Origin of the sequence: Sphingomonas sp. 2R-10, from assembly GCF_030062225.1 — a bacterium.
Lineage (GTDB): Bacteria > Pseudomonadota > Alphaproteobacteria > Sphingomonadales > Sphingomonadaceae > Sphingomonas.
Genome location: NZ_JASCXF010000008.1, coordinates 41,750 through 56,953, shown reverse-complemented (window position 1 = coordinate 56,953; position 15,204 = coordinate 41,750). Strand labels below are relative to the sequence as shown.

11 protein-coding genes and 4 pseudogenes are annotated in these 15,204 nt (G+C 66.0%); 8 read left to right on the top strand and 7 right to left on the bottom strand.

Going from position 1 to position 15,204, the window contains the following annotated elements:
* Positions 1-4: 4 nt before the first annotated feature.
* From QLH51_RS05535 to QLH51_RS05515, 5 genes are all read right to left on the bottom strand, one after another.
* Positions 5-526, bottom strand: a complete 522-nt coding sequence (locus QLH51_RS05535) for a chemotaxis protein CheW (RefSeq protein WP_125656710.1) — start codon at positions 524-526, stop codon at positions 5-7.
* Positions 513-2,492: a chemotaxis protein CheA gene (locus QLH51_RS05530; RefSeq protein ID WP_125656713.1), complete on the bottom strand. Its 1,980-nt coding sequence runs from the start codon at positions 2,490-2,492 to the stop codon at positions 513-515. Before QLH51_RS05530 ends, QLH51_RS05535 begins: the two co-directional genes overlap by 14 nt.
* Entirely contained in the window at positions 2,489-2,857 is a 369-nt protein-coding gene (locus QLH51_RS05525; protein ID WP_125656716.1) for a response regulator, read from the bottom strand. Before QLH51_RS05525 ends, QLH51_RS05530 begins: the two co-directional genes overlap by 4 nt.
* The gene (locus tag QLH51_RS05520) at positions 2,854-3,162 is read right to left on the bottom strand and encodes an STAS domain-containing protein (RefSeq protein WP_283514424.1); all 309 of its coding nucleotides are present in this window, start codon (positions 3,160-3,162) and stop codon (positions 2,854-2,856) included. Before QLH51_RS05520 ends, QLH51_RS05525 begins: the two co-directional genes overlap by 4 nt.
* A gap of 314 nt (positions 3,163-3,476) precedes the next feature.
* Positions 3,477-3,683: a hypothetical protein gene (locus QLH51_RS05515; RefSeq protein WP_125656722.1), complete on the bottom strand. Its 207-nt coding sequence runs from the start codon at positions 3,681-3,683 to the stop codon at positions 3,477-3,479.
* A gap of 133 nt (positions 3,684-3,816) precedes the next feature.
* On the opposite strand from QLH51_RS05515, the pseudogene QLH51_RS05510 reads away from it, so the two are divergent.
* Together QLH51_RS05510 and QLH51_RS05505 are read left to right on the top strand one after the other, a co-directional pair.
* Positions 3,817-4,020, top strand: a pseudogene (locus QLH51_RS05510) (transposase); the annotation flags it as partial.
* A 105-nt stretch (positions 4,021-4,125) separates the two neighbouring features.
* A pseudogene (locus QLH51_RS05505) lies at positions 4,126-4,386 on the top strand (helix-turn-helix domain-containing protein); the annotation flags it as partial.
* 37 nt (positions 4,387-4,423) lie between these two features.
* On the opposite strand, the pseudogene QLH51_RS05500 reads toward QLH51_RS05505, so the two are convergent.
* Positions 4,424-5,346, bottom strand: a pseudogene (locus QLH51_RS05500) (IS256 family transposase); the annotation flags it as partial.
* A gap of 108 nt (positions 5,347-5,454) precedes the next feature.
* Positions 5,455-6,426, bottom strand: a pseudogene (locus QLH51_RS05495) (transposase); the annotation flags it as partial.
* Between the two features lie 135 nt (positions 6,427-6,561).
* Here QLH51_RS05495 and QLH51_RS05490 point away from each other — a divergent pair.
* The 6 genes from QLH51_RS05490 (at position 6,562) to QLH51_RS05465 (ending at position 15,203) form a co-directional block, all read left to right on the top strand.
* Complete coding sequence (locus QLH51_RS05490) at positions 6,562-8,790, top strand: TonB-dependent receptor (RefSeq protein WP_164516113.1); 2,229 nt, start codon at positions 6,562-6,564, stop codon at positions 8,788-8,790.
* A gap of 1 nt (position 8,791) precedes the next feature.
* Positions 8,792-9,508: an ABC transporter ATP-binding protein gene (locus QLH51_RS05485; protein WP_125656728.1), complete on the top strand. Its 717-nt coding sequence runs from the start codon at positions 8,792-8,794 to the stop codon at positions 9,506-9,508.
* Entirely contained in the window at positions 9,505-10,905 is a 1,401-nt protein-coding gene (locus QLH51_RS05480) for a DUF3526 domain-containing protein (protein ID WP_125656731.1), read from the top strand. Before QLH51_RS05485 ends, QLH51_RS05480 begins: the two co-directional genes overlap by 4 nt.
* Positions 10,902-12,386 carry a DUF3526 domain-containing protein gene (locus tag QLH51_RS05475; RefSeq protein ID WP_125656734.1) on the top strand — a complete coding sequence of 495 codons (1,485 nt, stop codon included), beginning with the start codon at positions 10,902-10,904 and terminating at the stop codon, positions 12,384-12,386. The genes QLH51_RS05480 and QLH51_RS05475 overlap by 4 nt, the downstream gene beginning before the upstream one ends.
* Positions 12,383-14,299, top strand: coding sequence for a TonB-dependent receptor domain-containing protein (locus tag QLH51_RS05470; protein ID WP_164516114.1), 1,917 nt, complete (start codon positions 12,383-12,385; stop codon positions 14,297-14,299). Before QLH51_RS05475 ends, QLH51_RS05470 begins: the two co-directional genes overlap by 4 nt.
* Before the next feature lie 121 nt (positions 14,300-14,420).
* On the top strand, positions 14,421-15,203 hold the full coding sequence (locus QLH51_RS05465) for a GHMP family kinase ATP-binding protein (protein WP_206428954.1): 783 nt from the start codon (positions 14,421-14,423) through the stop codon (positions 15,201-15,203).
* The last annotated feature ends 1 nt before the right edge of the window (position 15,204 follow it).

Sequence of the window (15,204 nt, the reverse complement as noted above, 5' to 3'; positions counted from 1 at the left end):
AAGATCAGTGAATGGACACGTCAGCGGTATCGCCGCGTGCGATCGACTGGAAAATGGTTGTGAGATCCGGCAGCACGACGATGTCGTCGTGGTGCCGCACCAGCGTCCGGACATGTTCGCGGCGCCAGCGCAGGCCGACGACCGGCGCATCCTCCCTGGTGGTGGCGGAGAAGGTCGCGACCTCGTGCACCTTGTCGGTGCGCAGGCCGATCATCGCCGGTTCGCCGCCCAGTTCGATTTCGATCACGACGATCCGGCTGTCGGGCGTCGATGCCCCCGCGGTCATGCCGAACGCGAGGTGCAGGTCGGCTAGCGGAATGATACGTCCCCGGAAATTGATGACATGGCCGACCAGTGGCGGTGCGCCCGGCACCCGCGTTTCGGGCATCATGTCGAGGATTTCGCGGACCAGCACCGCTTCCAGTGCGAAACTCTGGCCGCCGATGTCGAAGACCAGCACCTCGAGTTGTTCTTCATGGTTCCACGGCACCTGGGCCGAGGTCGAGCGGGTTTCATCCTGCTGCACGCAGCGTCTCCTCATGGGGTTGGCCGAGCGCGATGAGCTGGACGATGTCGAGGATCAGCGCGACCTCGCCGTCGCCGAGGATCGTCGCACCGGCAAAGGTCGCGGCGTCGCGGTGCAACACCGACATCGGCTTGATGACCGTCTGATGGTTGCCGATGATCTGATCGGCGACCAGCCCGATGCGGCCCTGCGGCGTCGATACCACCACGATCTTCTGAAACGGATCGGGGCGGGTGTCGGTGGCGAACAGTTCGCGCAGACGGAGGAACGGCACCAGCTTTTCACGCAGGGTGATGAGGCTGCGACCGCGATGGCGCATATCGTCCTCTAGCGAGAGTTCGATGCATTCCTCGACCGCGGTCAGCGGAATGACGTAGCGACCGCTGCCGACCCGGACCAGCAGCCCTTCGATGATCGCCAGCGTCAGCGGGATGCGCAGGGCGATGACCGATCCCTCGCCCTCGTTCGACTGTACGTCGATCGATCCGCGCAACCCTTCGATCGTGCGCTTCACCACGTCCATGCCGACGCCGCGCCCTGACAGGTTGGTGACCGCCGCGGCCGTCGAAAATCCGGGGGCGAAGATCAGTTGGAGCAGGTCCTGGTCCGATATCGACTGGTCGGGCTGGATCAGGGCGTTGGCTTCCGCCTTGGCCCGGACGCGTGCCCGGTTGATGCCGCGACCGTCGTCGCGGATGGTGATGACGACCTCGCCCCCCGCCTGATGCGCGGCGAGGCGGACGGTGCCGGCGGCGGACTTGCCCGCGATCGCACGGTCTTCGGGCGTTTCGAGGCCATGATCGCAGCTATTGCGGATCAGGTGGACCATCGGATCGAACAGCCGTTCGATCACGGTCTTGTCGACCTCCGTCGCTTCGCCCTCGGTTTCGAACTCGATTGTCTTGCCGGTGTCGCGCGCCAAATCGTGGATCAGGCGGCGAAAGCGTGCGAACAGCGACCCGACGGGCACCATGCGCATGACCATCATGTTGTCGCGCAGTTCGCCGGCCAGCCGCTCGATCTCTTCGGAAACCGACCGCAGCACTAGGTCCTGACCGCGATGCGCCACCTGCGACAGACGGCTCTGCGCGATCACCAGTTCGCCGACACGGTCCATCAGCGCATCGAGCCGGCCGGCTGGAACGCGGACGCTCTCCTCCGCCTTCGCGGCAGTGCGGGCGGCGGGGGCTTCGGTGGTCGCGGCAGCGACGGGTGCCGCGACCACCGGGGCCACGACGGTTTCCACGACCGCGGGCACGGCATCGACAGGTGCCGCGACGGCGTCCATCGCCAGCGGTTCGATGGTCAGTTCCATGTCGTCCATTACGAAGATGAACACGTCCTCGATATCGTCGCGCGTGATGTCACCGGTCAGCGTGACGTCCCAGCTGATATGACATTCGGTCGGAACCAGCGCCGACAGCGGCGGCACGCGGTCGGTCCGCGCGACGATGGTGCAGTCGCCCAGTTCGCGCAGTTCGTCGAGCAGCATCAGCGGATTGGTGCCGTTCGCCATCGCATCCACCGGCAGGCGAAACGCGACCTTCCAGCCCGACGGTGCGGCGGGCACGGGCGGGGCGGTCCGGGCGGTGCCCGACGCTTCGTCGATCGCCTGTTGCAGACGGACGAGGATCGCGTCGCCATCGGCCGCAGGCGCGTCGCCATCGACCAGCGCGCGCATGTGATCCTGCGCCGACAGGATGACCGCGACCAGTCCGGCGGTGGCGGGCACCTGCCCCTTGCGCACGCGATCGAACGCGGATTCGCAGTGGTGGGTAAAGCCGGCGAGCGCATCGAAGCCGAACATCGCGCCCGAGCCCTTGAGCGTATGCAGGCCGCGAAAGACGGCGTTGACCAGATCGGCATTGCCGAGGTCGTGACCGAGATCGAGCAGGCCCTGCTCCACCTGGTCGAGCACCTCGCCCGCCTCCACGCGGAAGGCGGCGACGGGATCGTCGGCGATCACTGGCCAAGGACCTTGCGGGCGACCTTGACGAGCTGGTCGGGGACGAACGGCTTCACCAGCCAGCCGGTCGCGCCGGCGGCCTTTGCCTGGTTCTTCATTTCCGGATCGGATTCGGTCGTCAGGAAGATGATCGGCACGCCGGTCTGCGCGGGCTGCTTGCGCAGTTCGCGGATCATGGCCAGCCCGTCCATGTTCGGCATGTTCAGATCGGTGACGATCAGGTCGAATTTGGTGGCGGTCGCCTTGGTCAGCCCCTCAACGCCGTCACCGGCCTCGGTGACGGTGTAACCCGCGCCGGTCAGCGCGATGCGGATCGCCATGCGCAGGCTGGCGGAATCGTCGACGGCAAGAATGGAAGCGGTCATTGCAACGGGACTCCGTGGAACCAGAAGATGTTGTTTTCGGGATCCTGTGCGTCGACGAACCCGGCGCGGCGCAACAGGGTGGTGAGCGTGTCGCCGGCGGGTGCGGCGAGGCGGACGGTGCCGCCCTGCAACCGCGTCTCGGCCCGCAGGCTTTCGATGAGTTGCAGGACACTGAGGTCCGATGCCGAGAGGTCAGCGACGTCGAGCACGACATCCCTGTCCAGCGGAAGCGCGCGCAGTTCATCGGCGAAGGCACCGATGGTCGTCATCGACAATGTCGACGGTACAGTAATAGCAGCAGTCATCTCGATCTTGCCCCCCAAAGAGCTGATCGTGACCGTGGTCGAGCCGGATTAAGATCGATTTAAGCGTGCCGCGACGGGCGCTGGTCTTGCGCGTCCGGTGGCTATGCCAGGGCGTTCCGGGTGGCGCTAACGATTGCAGCGGCACGTCATGTTTTCCGAACGGTTCCGGAGACTTGGTCCGAAACGACTGTTACGCGCAGGTGGGGGATGCGCCCGTCGAGCAAAGTCGAAAGTATTTTTCGGCAGCTTGCGTCGCGCCGCATCGGTGCAGCGAGCTGTCGCAGCGAATCACCCGCATCGGCGGGGAGCGCCGCTCAACGGCGGGGCAGGCGCCGCGCGATCAGGAGGAGCAGCAGGCCAAGCGCACCGGTGACCGATCCGGTGACAACCCACAGATACTGGTCAATCATGACCGAACTGGCGGGCCAGCGGATGATGCCCATCCCCTGACCCAGCCAGAACAGCCCGACGACCGCGAGGATCGCGCCAACGATCATCAGCGCCCGTCGGACGAAACGCATCCGGTAAAACAATCCTGCGCGATGCCGCCGGATTAAAACCTCCGGAAAACCCGGGACGCTTCAATATGCTCGAAGGCGTGGTGCACAGCGCCGATGTTCAGGACCGCGACGGTGCGCCCGGCCTGATCGGCTGACGATCGAAATTATCAAACGGTCCGACCTGACGGGCTTCATTATCCTGCCCCGGCGCTGGATCGTCGAACGCACCCTTGCGTGGCTCAACCGGTGTCGTCGCCTCGCCAAGGACTGGGAAGTTTCAATTGCATCGTCCGAAGCCTGGATGGTCGTCTCATCCATCAGGCGGATGACGCGCCGTATCGCCAAACTCCAATTATGAGTCGGGCTCTGAGATTCAGCGCGGCGCGTTGACGTGCAATGATGAGTGATGCGCAGCGGGATCGAGATCAGCGTCACGGCATGAGACAGGGCACGGCTTGAGGGGATCGTAGCGGCGCGTGGCTCGCCGCAGAAGCATGTGTGGCGGGCGCGGATCGTCCTTTTGAGCGCCGATGGTCTGGGCACGGTTGCGATCATGGCGGCGACAGGCAAGTCGAAGACCTGCGTGTGGCGCTGGCAGGAGCGGTTCATGGCCGAAGGCGTCGATGGCCTGCTGCGCGACAAGACGCGACCGCCGGGGATCGCACCGCTCAAGGCCACGCTGGTCGACAAGGTCGTGGCGCTGACGCTGGGTCCGCCCGACCAGGGACTGTCAGAAATTTTGTGCGGGAGGCCGGTTATCGTCAGATGACGAAGCGCTCGCCGAAGATGACGGCGAACTGGCTTTTGGCCTCGCCCCATTCGCGCGGTGGTCGTTTCCATTCGTCCGCCGCGTGATTGAGCACCAGGTATAGCAGCTTCATAGCGGCATCGTCGCCGGGGAAGTGACCACGTGTCCGGACGGCACGGCGGATCTTCGAGTTCAGGGCCTCTATGGCGTTCGTGGTGTAGATGATCCGGCGGACGCCCTCGGGAAAGGCAAAGAACGGGATGACCTGGTCCCAATGGCGCCTCCAGCTCATGGCGATGGCCGTGTGTTTCTGGCCCCAGGGACCTTCCTCAAACGCCTCCAGCGCCGCCATGCCGGCCTCGGGCGTCTCGGCACGGTAGACGCCGCGCAGCGCCTGGGCGATGAACTTGCGCTCCTTCCAGGACGCAAAGGCTCTCCTGACCGCCTGCCTTGGCAGGCGGTCGAAGGGCTCATGCTGTTGCGGATCAAATGGACGATGCAGGTCTGGACGATGGCCTCGGGGAAAGCAGCGTTGATCGCCTCCGGGAAGCCCTTCAGTCCGTCGACGACCGCGATCAGGATATCGGCGACGCCGCGGTTTCTGAGCTCGTTCATGACGCGCAGCCAGAATTTGGCACCCTCGGTCTGCTCGATCCAGATGCCGAGCACCTCCTTGGTGCCATCCGGCTGGATGCCCAGCGCGATGTACACCGCCTTATTCCGGACGAAGCCCTCGTCGCGGATTTTCACCCGGATCGCGTCGAAGAAGACCAGCGGGTAGCAGGTGTCGAGCGGGCGGCCCTGCCATTCGGCGACTGTTTCCAGCACCGCATCGGTCACGCTCAAGATCAGGTCCGGCGAAACGTCGATCCCATACAGCTCCTCGAGATGCCCCCGGATCTCGCGCACCGTCATCCCGCGCGCGTACATCGAGATGGCTTGCCGGGGCATGATCCCCCGGATCATGCCCTGATTGACGCGCTGTCGTCGAAGTCGGGTGTGGATCGGCGTGGAAAAGGGGCTCTGACGCACATTTTGATGATCTCACAGCCACGCAGCGCCGACCAATCTTGCTTCGAGAAGGTCCAGCTTACCCCGGCCGTACATTTGGCGCTTCACCAGCTTTTGCTTGGTGATCTGCCCTTCGGTCTGCCCGTTGAACCAAGAGGTGACGATGGCAGCTCGAACGGCGGAGACGTCACGTGCAATGCCGTTGGCGAAGGACGCTACCAGGCTGCCACGACCACATTCTATCCAGGAAGCGAGATCGGTCTCTCGTTTGTGCCGGATCATCTCGTGGAACCGTTCGACCACGGTGCGCGCCTCAACGAGAATCGGTACCCCGGCCTCGACCGCAGCGACCGTCACGGTTTCTGCCCTAGACAAGGAATCGCGCCCGGTCGTCATCAGTCTGGCGATGGTTCTTGCCGAGGGCACGCGGTGAAGGGACTCCGTATCTACCCGCTCAGCCTGCCGTCGCCGACTGGCCTATTCGGTTACCACCCGCAGTGATCCACGAAACCCTTGAGATCTCAGGCGCCGCCAGAGGTCAGCACCATTGCGAGATCCCGCAGCCCATTGTTGATCCAGCCACGGCAGATAGGTTTCCAACGAGCTTTCCCGGCTCCGAAACACATCGCTACGTTCACCGCGCAAAATCCGACGAACCAAACCGCGACTGTGCCCGGTGCGCCGCACGATCTCCTTGATGGATACCCCCTCCTTTGAGATCGCCAGGACGGAAGTATTGGTCTCCTCCCGGTGAAGATACCCCTCATATTGCAGGCGCTCTGCCGCTGTCAGCAGCGCGGGATTGATGGTCATGGCACCGACTGAACGCCGGATCTGGCGCATCGACCGGCGGACCGCCTCAAGAAAGGCATGGCTGGCATTTTCCATCAGGTGCCAGCGGTCTGCGACCTGAACGGCGTGCGGCAAGGCTTTTGCGGCAGCACGCGCATACGCCCCGCTGCGGTCCCGAGCGACGACGGTGATCTGCGGTTGGGTGGTAAGCCAACCGCCATTGTTCAACCGCCTTGACTGCGACGCCTCGACGAAGGTATGTTACAACATAACGTGATTCGGGGGCGGGCCGGAATTGCGGATGGTCGCAATGACCGGGGGCCAATGAACCTGACCAATCATGAGCGCGTGAACCGTCGCGTATACACGAATAAATGGTTTGCCGGGTGGCAGCGCGGTGTCGTGTTGCTGGGGATCGTCGGATGGAGCCCCGTCGCCTACGCACAGGACGTGGCGTCGGCGGCGTCCCAAGACCAGCAGGCGACGGACATCATCGTAACGGGAACGGCGGATCGCCAGCTGCTGCTGGACGCCCGAAGCGAGACGGGCAGCCGACTGGGACTGACCGTGCGTGAAACCCCCGCGATCGTGGACATCTTGTCGCAGGAGTTAATGCAGGAGCGCGGGCTGCGCACGACGGTCGAGGCGTTGAACGCCACGCCGGGTGCAACATCGGGTGAACTGGCGAGCAGCCCGGGGCAGATGTCGATGCGCGGCTTCACGGCGGGTGCGGTGTCGCTGCTCTGGGACGGCGTCCGTCAGACCAACTCGGCGCTCATCATTCGTAATCTGGATAGCTGGAGCTTCGACCGGATCGAGGTGCTGAAGGGGCCGGCGGGCGTCCTGTACGGCGAGGGATCCCTGGCGGGCGCGGTCAACCTCGTGCCGAAGAAGCCGCGGTTCGGCGGCGATGCCTACGCCGCGACGGTCGGCTATGGCAGCTTCGATACGTTGCGCGCCGGCGTCGATGCGAACGTCGTCCTGAGCGACAAGGTCGCGGTGCGTGGCGTCGCCAGCGCCAACCGGACGGGCGGTTTCATCGATGATACCGATGCGCGCTTCCTGGCGGCGACGCTGGCGGTGACGCTGAAGCCGGTCAAGCGACTGTCGATCGAATTGGCGGGCGACTATCTGGAGGACCGCTACGGCACGGCCTATTGGGGTACGCCGCTGGTGCCGCGCAGCATCGCGCGTGACCCCAGCGATCTGGTGAGAACGACGGACGGCTTCGTCCTCGATCGCGCGATCCGCAACCGCAATTACAACGTTACCAACGCGGATCAGGGGTCGGAAACGTGGTGGGCCCGGTCGCGCGTCGCGTATGAGTTTTCGGACGCGCTGCGCTTCACCAACGAGCTCAGCTACTATCATGCCGACCGGCGCTTCCGGAACTCGGAAGTCTACACCTTCGCCACGCCCAGCGCTGCTTTCGCGAACGGATCGTTCCGGCGCGGAACAACCCGCATCGATCACCATCATCGCTTCGTGGTGGAACGCGCGGTTCTGGTAAGCGATATCCAAATCGGCGGCCATCGCAATCGCTTCTCAGCCGGCGGCGAATATAGCGATAGCGATCTGGCGGTGCCGCGCCGCTTCGGCTCGACCACCGCGGTCGACATCTTCGATCCGGCGCGCGGCGTGCTGTCGCTGGCCGAGACGGCAGCGAACTTCCCGGACGGCCGCGCCGATTTCGGCTCCAATACCGTCATCAAGTCGATCTTTGCCGAGGAAGCGTTCAATCTGACGCCGCGCCTGCTGCTGGTCGGCGGCATCCGCTACGACGACATTACGCTGGATCGCAGCGTCGACGATCTCAATGCCGGACGTACCACGGCGTTTTCGAAGTCATGGAATCCGGTGTCGTGGCGGGCGGGTGCCGTCTTCGATCTTGCACCCAAGACGCAGTTCTTCGCGCAGTACAGCTATGCCGTGGCGCCTGTGGGTAGCCTGGCCTTGCTGTCGCTGGCCAACTCGTCGTTCGACCTGACGACCGGGCGATCGGTGGAGGGCGGGGTGAAGACGACGCTGTTCGGCGATCGGCTGGACCTGACGGCGGCGGGATACTGGATCGAGCAGGAGGGCATCGTCACGCGCGATCCCGCCAATACCAGCATCGCCGTGCAGGGCGGCAGCCAGTCCTCGCGTGGTTTCGAGCTGTCAGCGTCGGGTGCCGTGACGCGGCAGTTCCGCCTCGATGCCAATCTGGCGATCCTCGACGCGCGGTTCGACGTTCTGCGCGAGGCGGGCGGCGACCGCGCCGGCAATACCCCGCCGGTCGTACCGGAGCGGGTCGCGAGCGTGTTCGGCATCTACCGCTTCGACGCACTGCCGATCTCGGTGAGCGGCGGCGCGCGGTACATGAGCCGTTTCTTCACCGACAATGCCAACAGCGTGCGCGTGCGCGGCAGCACCGTGTTCGATGCGGCAATTGCATGGCGGCTGCCATATGGCGACGTGACCTTGCGTGGACGCAACCTGACCGACCGGCTGTATGCCAATTGGTTCGGCGGCTCGGCGCGGCAACTGACGCTCGGTGCGCCGCGGAGCGTCGACATCAGCTTCACGGCGCGTCTCTGACATGGCGGGCACGGCCGCCCTGCGCCTCGACGGCGTATCGCTCGCGTTCGGCGGGCGCCCGGCGCTGGATGGTCTGTCGCTGACGTTGGCGGCGGGTGAGGTGTATGCGTTGCTGGGGCCAAACGGTGCCGGCAAGACGACGACGATCAACCTGATCCTCGGCTTCCTCGCGCCCGACGCCGGCAGCATCGCGGTAGGCGGCGTGGATGCGGTGGCCGATCCGCTCGCGGTGCGCGCGCGTACCGCCTATCTGCCCGAGACGGTGATGCTCCATCCGACGCTGACCGCGACCGAGAACCTGCGCTATTTCGCGCTGCTCGCCGGGCGCAAGGTCGATGCGGCGCAGGCCGGGTCGCTGCTCGACTCGGCCGGATTGCAGCGCGAGGCGCACGGACGGCGGGCCGGTGGATTCTCCAAGGGGATGCGACAGAAGGTCGGCGTCGCCATCGCGCTGGCGAAGGAGGCGCAGCTGCTGCTGCTCGACGAGCCGACCTCTGGACTCGACGCATCGGCCGCCAATGATCTGTCCGCGACGATCCGCGCCGCCTCGGTGCGCGGGATCGCGGTGGTGATGGCGACGCATGACCTGTTTCGCGTCCATGACGTCGCCTCGCGGCTCGGCATCCTCCGCGCAGGGCGGTTGGTTGACGAACGTGAGACGTCCAGCCTGACCCCGCCGGCACTGGAACGGCTGTATCTGGACGCGCTGGCGGAATGATTCTCGCGCTCGCCCGCTATGAATTGGCGATGCTAAGGCGGGAACGCCGAGCGATGCTGGCGCTCGTTACCCTTGCTGCCCTCGTGTTGCTGGCCTTTGCGGGTGTTGCTGCCGATGCGGCACGGACCGACGCGCAGCAGCAGGCGGCCGCAGCGGCGGAACGTGTCCGCTGGTTGGGGCAGGGGAGCAAGGATCCGCATAGCGCCGCGCATTATGCGGTCTATGCCTTCAAGCCGTCTCCCGCACTCGCGCCGCTCGATCCCGGTGTCGGCGGGTTCGTCGGGCGGGCGGTATGGCTGGAGGCGCATCACCAGAACGACCTGCTGCATCGACCGCAGCAGGATGCCTCGCCACTCCAGCGGGCCGGCATGGCGGATCCCGCCGCCTTGATCCTCGCTTTCGGGCCGCTGGCGATCTTCCTGCTGGCGTTCGCGGCGGTGGCGGACGAGCGCGAGCGTGGCACGTTGCGGCTGGCGCTGGGCGCGGCGACGCGTCCCGGCCGGATCGTCGTCGCCAAGCTGCTGGCGGTCGCGGGTAGTGGGGTGGCGGCACTGGTCGTGCCGGTGACGATCGCGATGGTCGGTGTGGCGGCATTCCATGGCGCGTTGGACGGCGATGCGACGCTGCGGCTGTTGTCATGGGCGATCGTCATGTCGGCCTATGTCGCGATCATCGCCGCGATCGGACTGGCGGTGGCGATGACATGCGGTTCGGCCCGGATCGGGCTGGCCTCGCTGTTCGGTCTGTGGATATTCTTCGCGCTGGCCGTGCCGCGGCTTGCCAGCGGCGTCGCAGATGGCCTGCGCCCGTTGCCATCGACGCAGAGCGTTCGTGAGGCGATCGACGCTGCGGCTCCGGCCTATTGGTCGGCCGAGCAGGGCGCGCGGCATGAGGCCGAACTGCTCGCCCGCTACCGCGTGGCGCGGGTCGAGGATATTCCCAACTATCGCATGGCCGAACTCGATCTGGTGGAGCGGCATAGCCACGCGGTCTTCGATCGTGTCCTGGGCGGTTTCTACGCGCGGGTGGCGGCGCAGGATCGTCTGTTCGGTGTCTTCGGCATCGTATCGCCGACGATCGCGATGCAGCGTCTGTCGCCGGCACTGGCGGGCACCGACTTCGACCAGCATCGTGCCTTCATCGATCAGGCGGAGCGTTACCGGCGCGCGCTGGTCGACCGGATGAACGCGGACGGCATGGCGCATGCCGTCAAGCCGGGGGAGGCGGCGCATACCGCCGACATCGCGTTGTGGTCCAGCATCCCGGCGTTTGCGTTCGCGCCGCCTGCTTTGACCGGCACGGCTGCCAAGCTGGCGGTGCCGCTTGCGGCCCTGCTCGGCTGGGGATTGTTCGCAGCGACGTTGTTGTCGAACGCAACGCGGAGGCTGAAGCCGTGACCGGCGCCCCGTTCGCGCCCCTGTTCGCGTGGGAATGGCGCCGGGTTGCCGCCACGCCGCTGTTCTGGCTGATCCAGGGTGCGCTGGTTGCCAGCATTATCTGGGCAGCGCTCGACACCGCTGCGCTACACCGCGGGCAAGATGCCGCGATCGCCCGCACGCTGGCTGCCGACGCCGCGCATCGGGCCAGTGTGCGGCAGCGGTTCGATGCGTATCGTGCCCCCGTCACGCCTGCTGCTCCCGTCGTGCCCTATTGGCAGGATCCGAGCGATGTGGCCGGGTTCAGCCAGTATTTCGTCGCACCACCCGCCACGAAGCCGCATCTGCCGTTGTCGCCGCTTGCGATCGGCATCAGTGATCTTGCGCCGACGCGCATGGAAGTGAAGCTGGCTACGCCGTTCGGCGTCGATGAACGCTATGATTTCGAGAATCCGCGCGGGCTGGCGCTCGGGCGCTTCGATCTCGCGTTCGTGCTAGCGCTCCTGCTGCCACTGGCGCTGATCCTGCTGCATGGCCTGCTCGTCACGTTCGAGCGCGATCGGGGCATGTTGCGGCTGGTGGCGGCGCAGGCGACCGCGCCGCGCGTGTGGCTGGCGGCGCGTGTGGCGGCGATCACGGCATGGGCGATCCCGATGACGCTCGCCGGGCTTGTCCTGGCGCTGGCCGTCGCAGGTGCCGATCTGGGATCGGCCATCGGGGAACTCGCGGCGGCATTGCTGCTGGTCGTCGCCTATATGGTGTTCTGGACCGGCATCGCGCTGCTTGTCCTCGCGCGGCTGCCTGGCGCGGCTGCCGCTCTGGGCACGCTGGCCGCGATTTGGGCGGTCCTCACGCTCGGCGTGCCGTTGATCGCGGGCATGATGGCCTCGACGGTGGCGCCGACTCCCTCCACCGGCGCGTGGATCGATGCGCAGCGCCGCGTGGCCGACGCGGTTCAGCGCGATCGCGACCGGATCATCGCGCAGGCGGTGGCAGCCCGGCCCGATCTGTCAGCTATGGCCGGTCGAATCGTCACGCTGGATCACGCCACCCGGCTGACCTTTCTGGTGCCTGAGACCGAGCGTCGGCTTGCCGCCCGGCATGGTGCGCGGGCCGCCCACTCGCGGGATCAGGCGGCTTGGGCGACGGTGATCGGTTATGTCGCACCGCCGCTTGGGCTAACGCAGGCGCTGGCGACGCTGGCGGGGACCGATGGTGCCAGGCACCGCGCATTCGAGGCGCAGGTGCGCACGTATCAGCTTGGGCTGCGCCGATTGCTGTATCCGCTCGTACAGCGTGAGGCGGTCGATCCCACGCGGCGTGAGGCGTCGCGCGGAAAGTACAGCCTGTCCGATCCGGAAATCATTCCGGCGTTCGTGATGACGGACGCGCCGTCGCGCCATCGCACAGCTGCAGTTCTGCCGTTCGTCGCGTGGCTATTGGTGGCGGGGCTGATCGTTGGGGGCGTCGGCCTGCGTCGCGCCGATCGGTGGGTGCTGTGAGGCGTCTGATACTCCCTGCCGCGCTGGCCATTGCGGCGCCCGCAGCAGCGCAGCGGGCCGCCGACAATGCGGTGACCGCCGCAGAGGATGCGTTCGGAACGTCGATCGGCAACGAAACGATCGGCTTGTACGGCCCCAGCCAAGTACGCGGCTTCTCGCCGGTCGCGGCGGGCAACGTGCGTATCGAGGGCGTCTATATCGATCGGCAGGGTGCGATCCCGCAGCGGCTGGTGTCCGGCTCGACGATAAGGGTCGGCCTGTCGGCGCAAGGCTACCTCTTTCCCGCACCGACCGGGATCGTTGATTACAAGCTGCGCGGCGTGGGTGACCGGCCGCTGGTCAGCGTCGTCGCCGGCAGCTTCGCTTATGGCGCACCGACCTTCGAAGTAGATGCGCAACTGCCGATTGCGGGACGCACGCTGGGAGTGGCGGCGGGCGCTTCTTGGGCGCACGAGCAATATTACGACGGCTCCAACGCGCACTACATCCGTGCCGCGCTGATCCCGCGCTGGCGGCCGCGCGACGGGATCGAGGTCGTTCCATTCTATTCGATTTCGCTCGGCCGCGACGAGCAGGTCGCCCCGACCGTCATCGCCGCCGGCAACGTGGTTCCGCCGGAGGCACCCCGGCGGCGCTACTTCGGACAGCAATGGGCGAACAAGGACACACGAAGCATCAACACCGGCGTCATCGCCAAGGCGCGGCTTGGCAGCGACTGGTCGATCACGGCGGGTGGTTTCCGTTCGATCTTCGTCAACGAGCGCAACTTTGCTGAATTATTCACGGACACGACGGCAGACGGGACGACGACCGAACGGGTGATCGCCGATCCCGGCCAGCGCTATGCCTCCACCAGCGGGGAAGTGCGCCTAAGCCGCAGCATGATCGATGGGCCGCGGCTGCATGCGCTGCACGCGACCATCAGGGCGCGCTCGCTCGACAGCTTCTATGGCGGGGCCGCCCCGGCGCTCGACCTCGGGCCGCGTGAACTCGGCTTGCCGGTTCCGGTTGCGCCGCCTGTCGATCTCCGCTTCGGCACCCGTACTCACGATCGCGTGCGCCAAACGACGGTCGGCGTCGCCTATGAGGGGCGATGGAAGGGGGTGGGGGAGGTTGGCGTCGGCATCCAGCGGGCCGATTACAGCAAGACGATCGAACAGCCCGGCCTGCCACGTACGGGTACGATCGATCGGCCCTGGCTGCTCAACGCCAGCGCCGCCGCAACGATCACCGACCGTTTCGCCCTGTATGCGAGCTATGCCCGTGGGCTGGAGGAAAGCGGGATCGCCCCGGTCAATGCCGCCAACCGCAACGAAGCCTTGCCCGCCATCCGTACGCGGCAGGTGGACGGCGGAGTTCGCTGGGCGTTGCCGGGCGGCATGAAGCTGGTGGCGGGGGTCTTCGATGTCGCGAAGCCCTATTTCAACACCGACGAACGCAACGTCTTCACCGTGCTCGGCGACGTGCGACACCGTGGTGCCGAGTTCAGTCTGGCCGGCAACCCGACCGAGCGGCTGTCGCTGGTCGCGGGTGCCGTGCTGATGCAGCCGCGGGTTACCGGTGCCGCCGTCGACGACGGCCGGGTGGGCGCGCGCCCGTTGAACCAGCCTACGCGCACGCTGCGAGGCAATGCCGAATATCGCCCAGGCTTCGCACCCGGCTTCTCAGTCGACGTCGCTGTCGCGAACATCGGCAGCCGCTATGCCTCACGCGACAATGAGGTCAGCGTGCCGTCCTATACGCTTGTCGACGTCGGCGCCCGCTACCGCTTCCGCATCGGCAAGGCACCGGCGACGTTGCGCGTGCAGATGCAGAATGCCGGCGACGTGTTCGCCTGGAACATCGTCGGCAGCAACAGCTATGGCCTGATGGACAAGCGTCGGGTCAGCATCTTCCTGCTGGCGGATTTCTGAGACAGCGATGGCACTTCTCCACGAAGCCTGCCGTCCTGGCCGCATCTGCGATCATTATAGCGGCGTCTGCCACGGCACGTTGGGCGAGTTGTTCCAAGGACCGTACGATGACGCCGGGGCGATGCAGATCGCGATCATCTCACTGCCGATCCGCCGTTACAGCTGGGCGCATTTCGAGGCGGGAGTGCCCGGCGATTTGTACGATGAAACCGCCGACCGTCCGCGCTGCCGGCGCGCGATCGAACTCTTTCAGGCTCACCACGGATGCGTCATGCCCGCCGGCAGCTGGAGCTTCGCCAGCGAATTGCCGTGCGGCAAGGGCATGGCCAGCTCCACCGCCGATATCGTCGCGACGATCCGTTGTCTGGATGCTCTGCACGACACAGACAGCCGCGAGTTGGTGCCCGTCATCCTGCGTGCGATCGAGCGATCCGACAGTGTGTTCCTGACGGAGCACGCACTCTACCTCAGCGGCGCGCAGCGACTGGTGCGATCCCTGCCTGACAATCCGGGTTTCCACGTCTGCTATCTGGACGACGGGGGTACCATCGACACGGAAGCCGTCACGGACCGGCTGATTAGTCACTATGAAGCGCATCGCGATGATTATGCGCGCATCCTCGATACGATGCTGGAGGCGTTCCGGCGGCGTGACCTGATCGCAATCGCCGCAGCTGCGACGCAAAGTGCGTCTTTGGCGCAGAAGGTAACGCCCAAACGCGCCTTTACCGCCCTGGACGCGGAGCGCGAGCGGCTCGGGGCCGACGGCATCGTCGTCGCCCATACCGGCAGCCTGATCGGCTATCTTTTCGCCGATCGCCCCGATCCACGGCGGCTGGGCGAACTCGCGGCCTTCTACCGCAGCCTCGGCCATCGATGTTGCTGCGTAAGGACGGGGTTCTGAC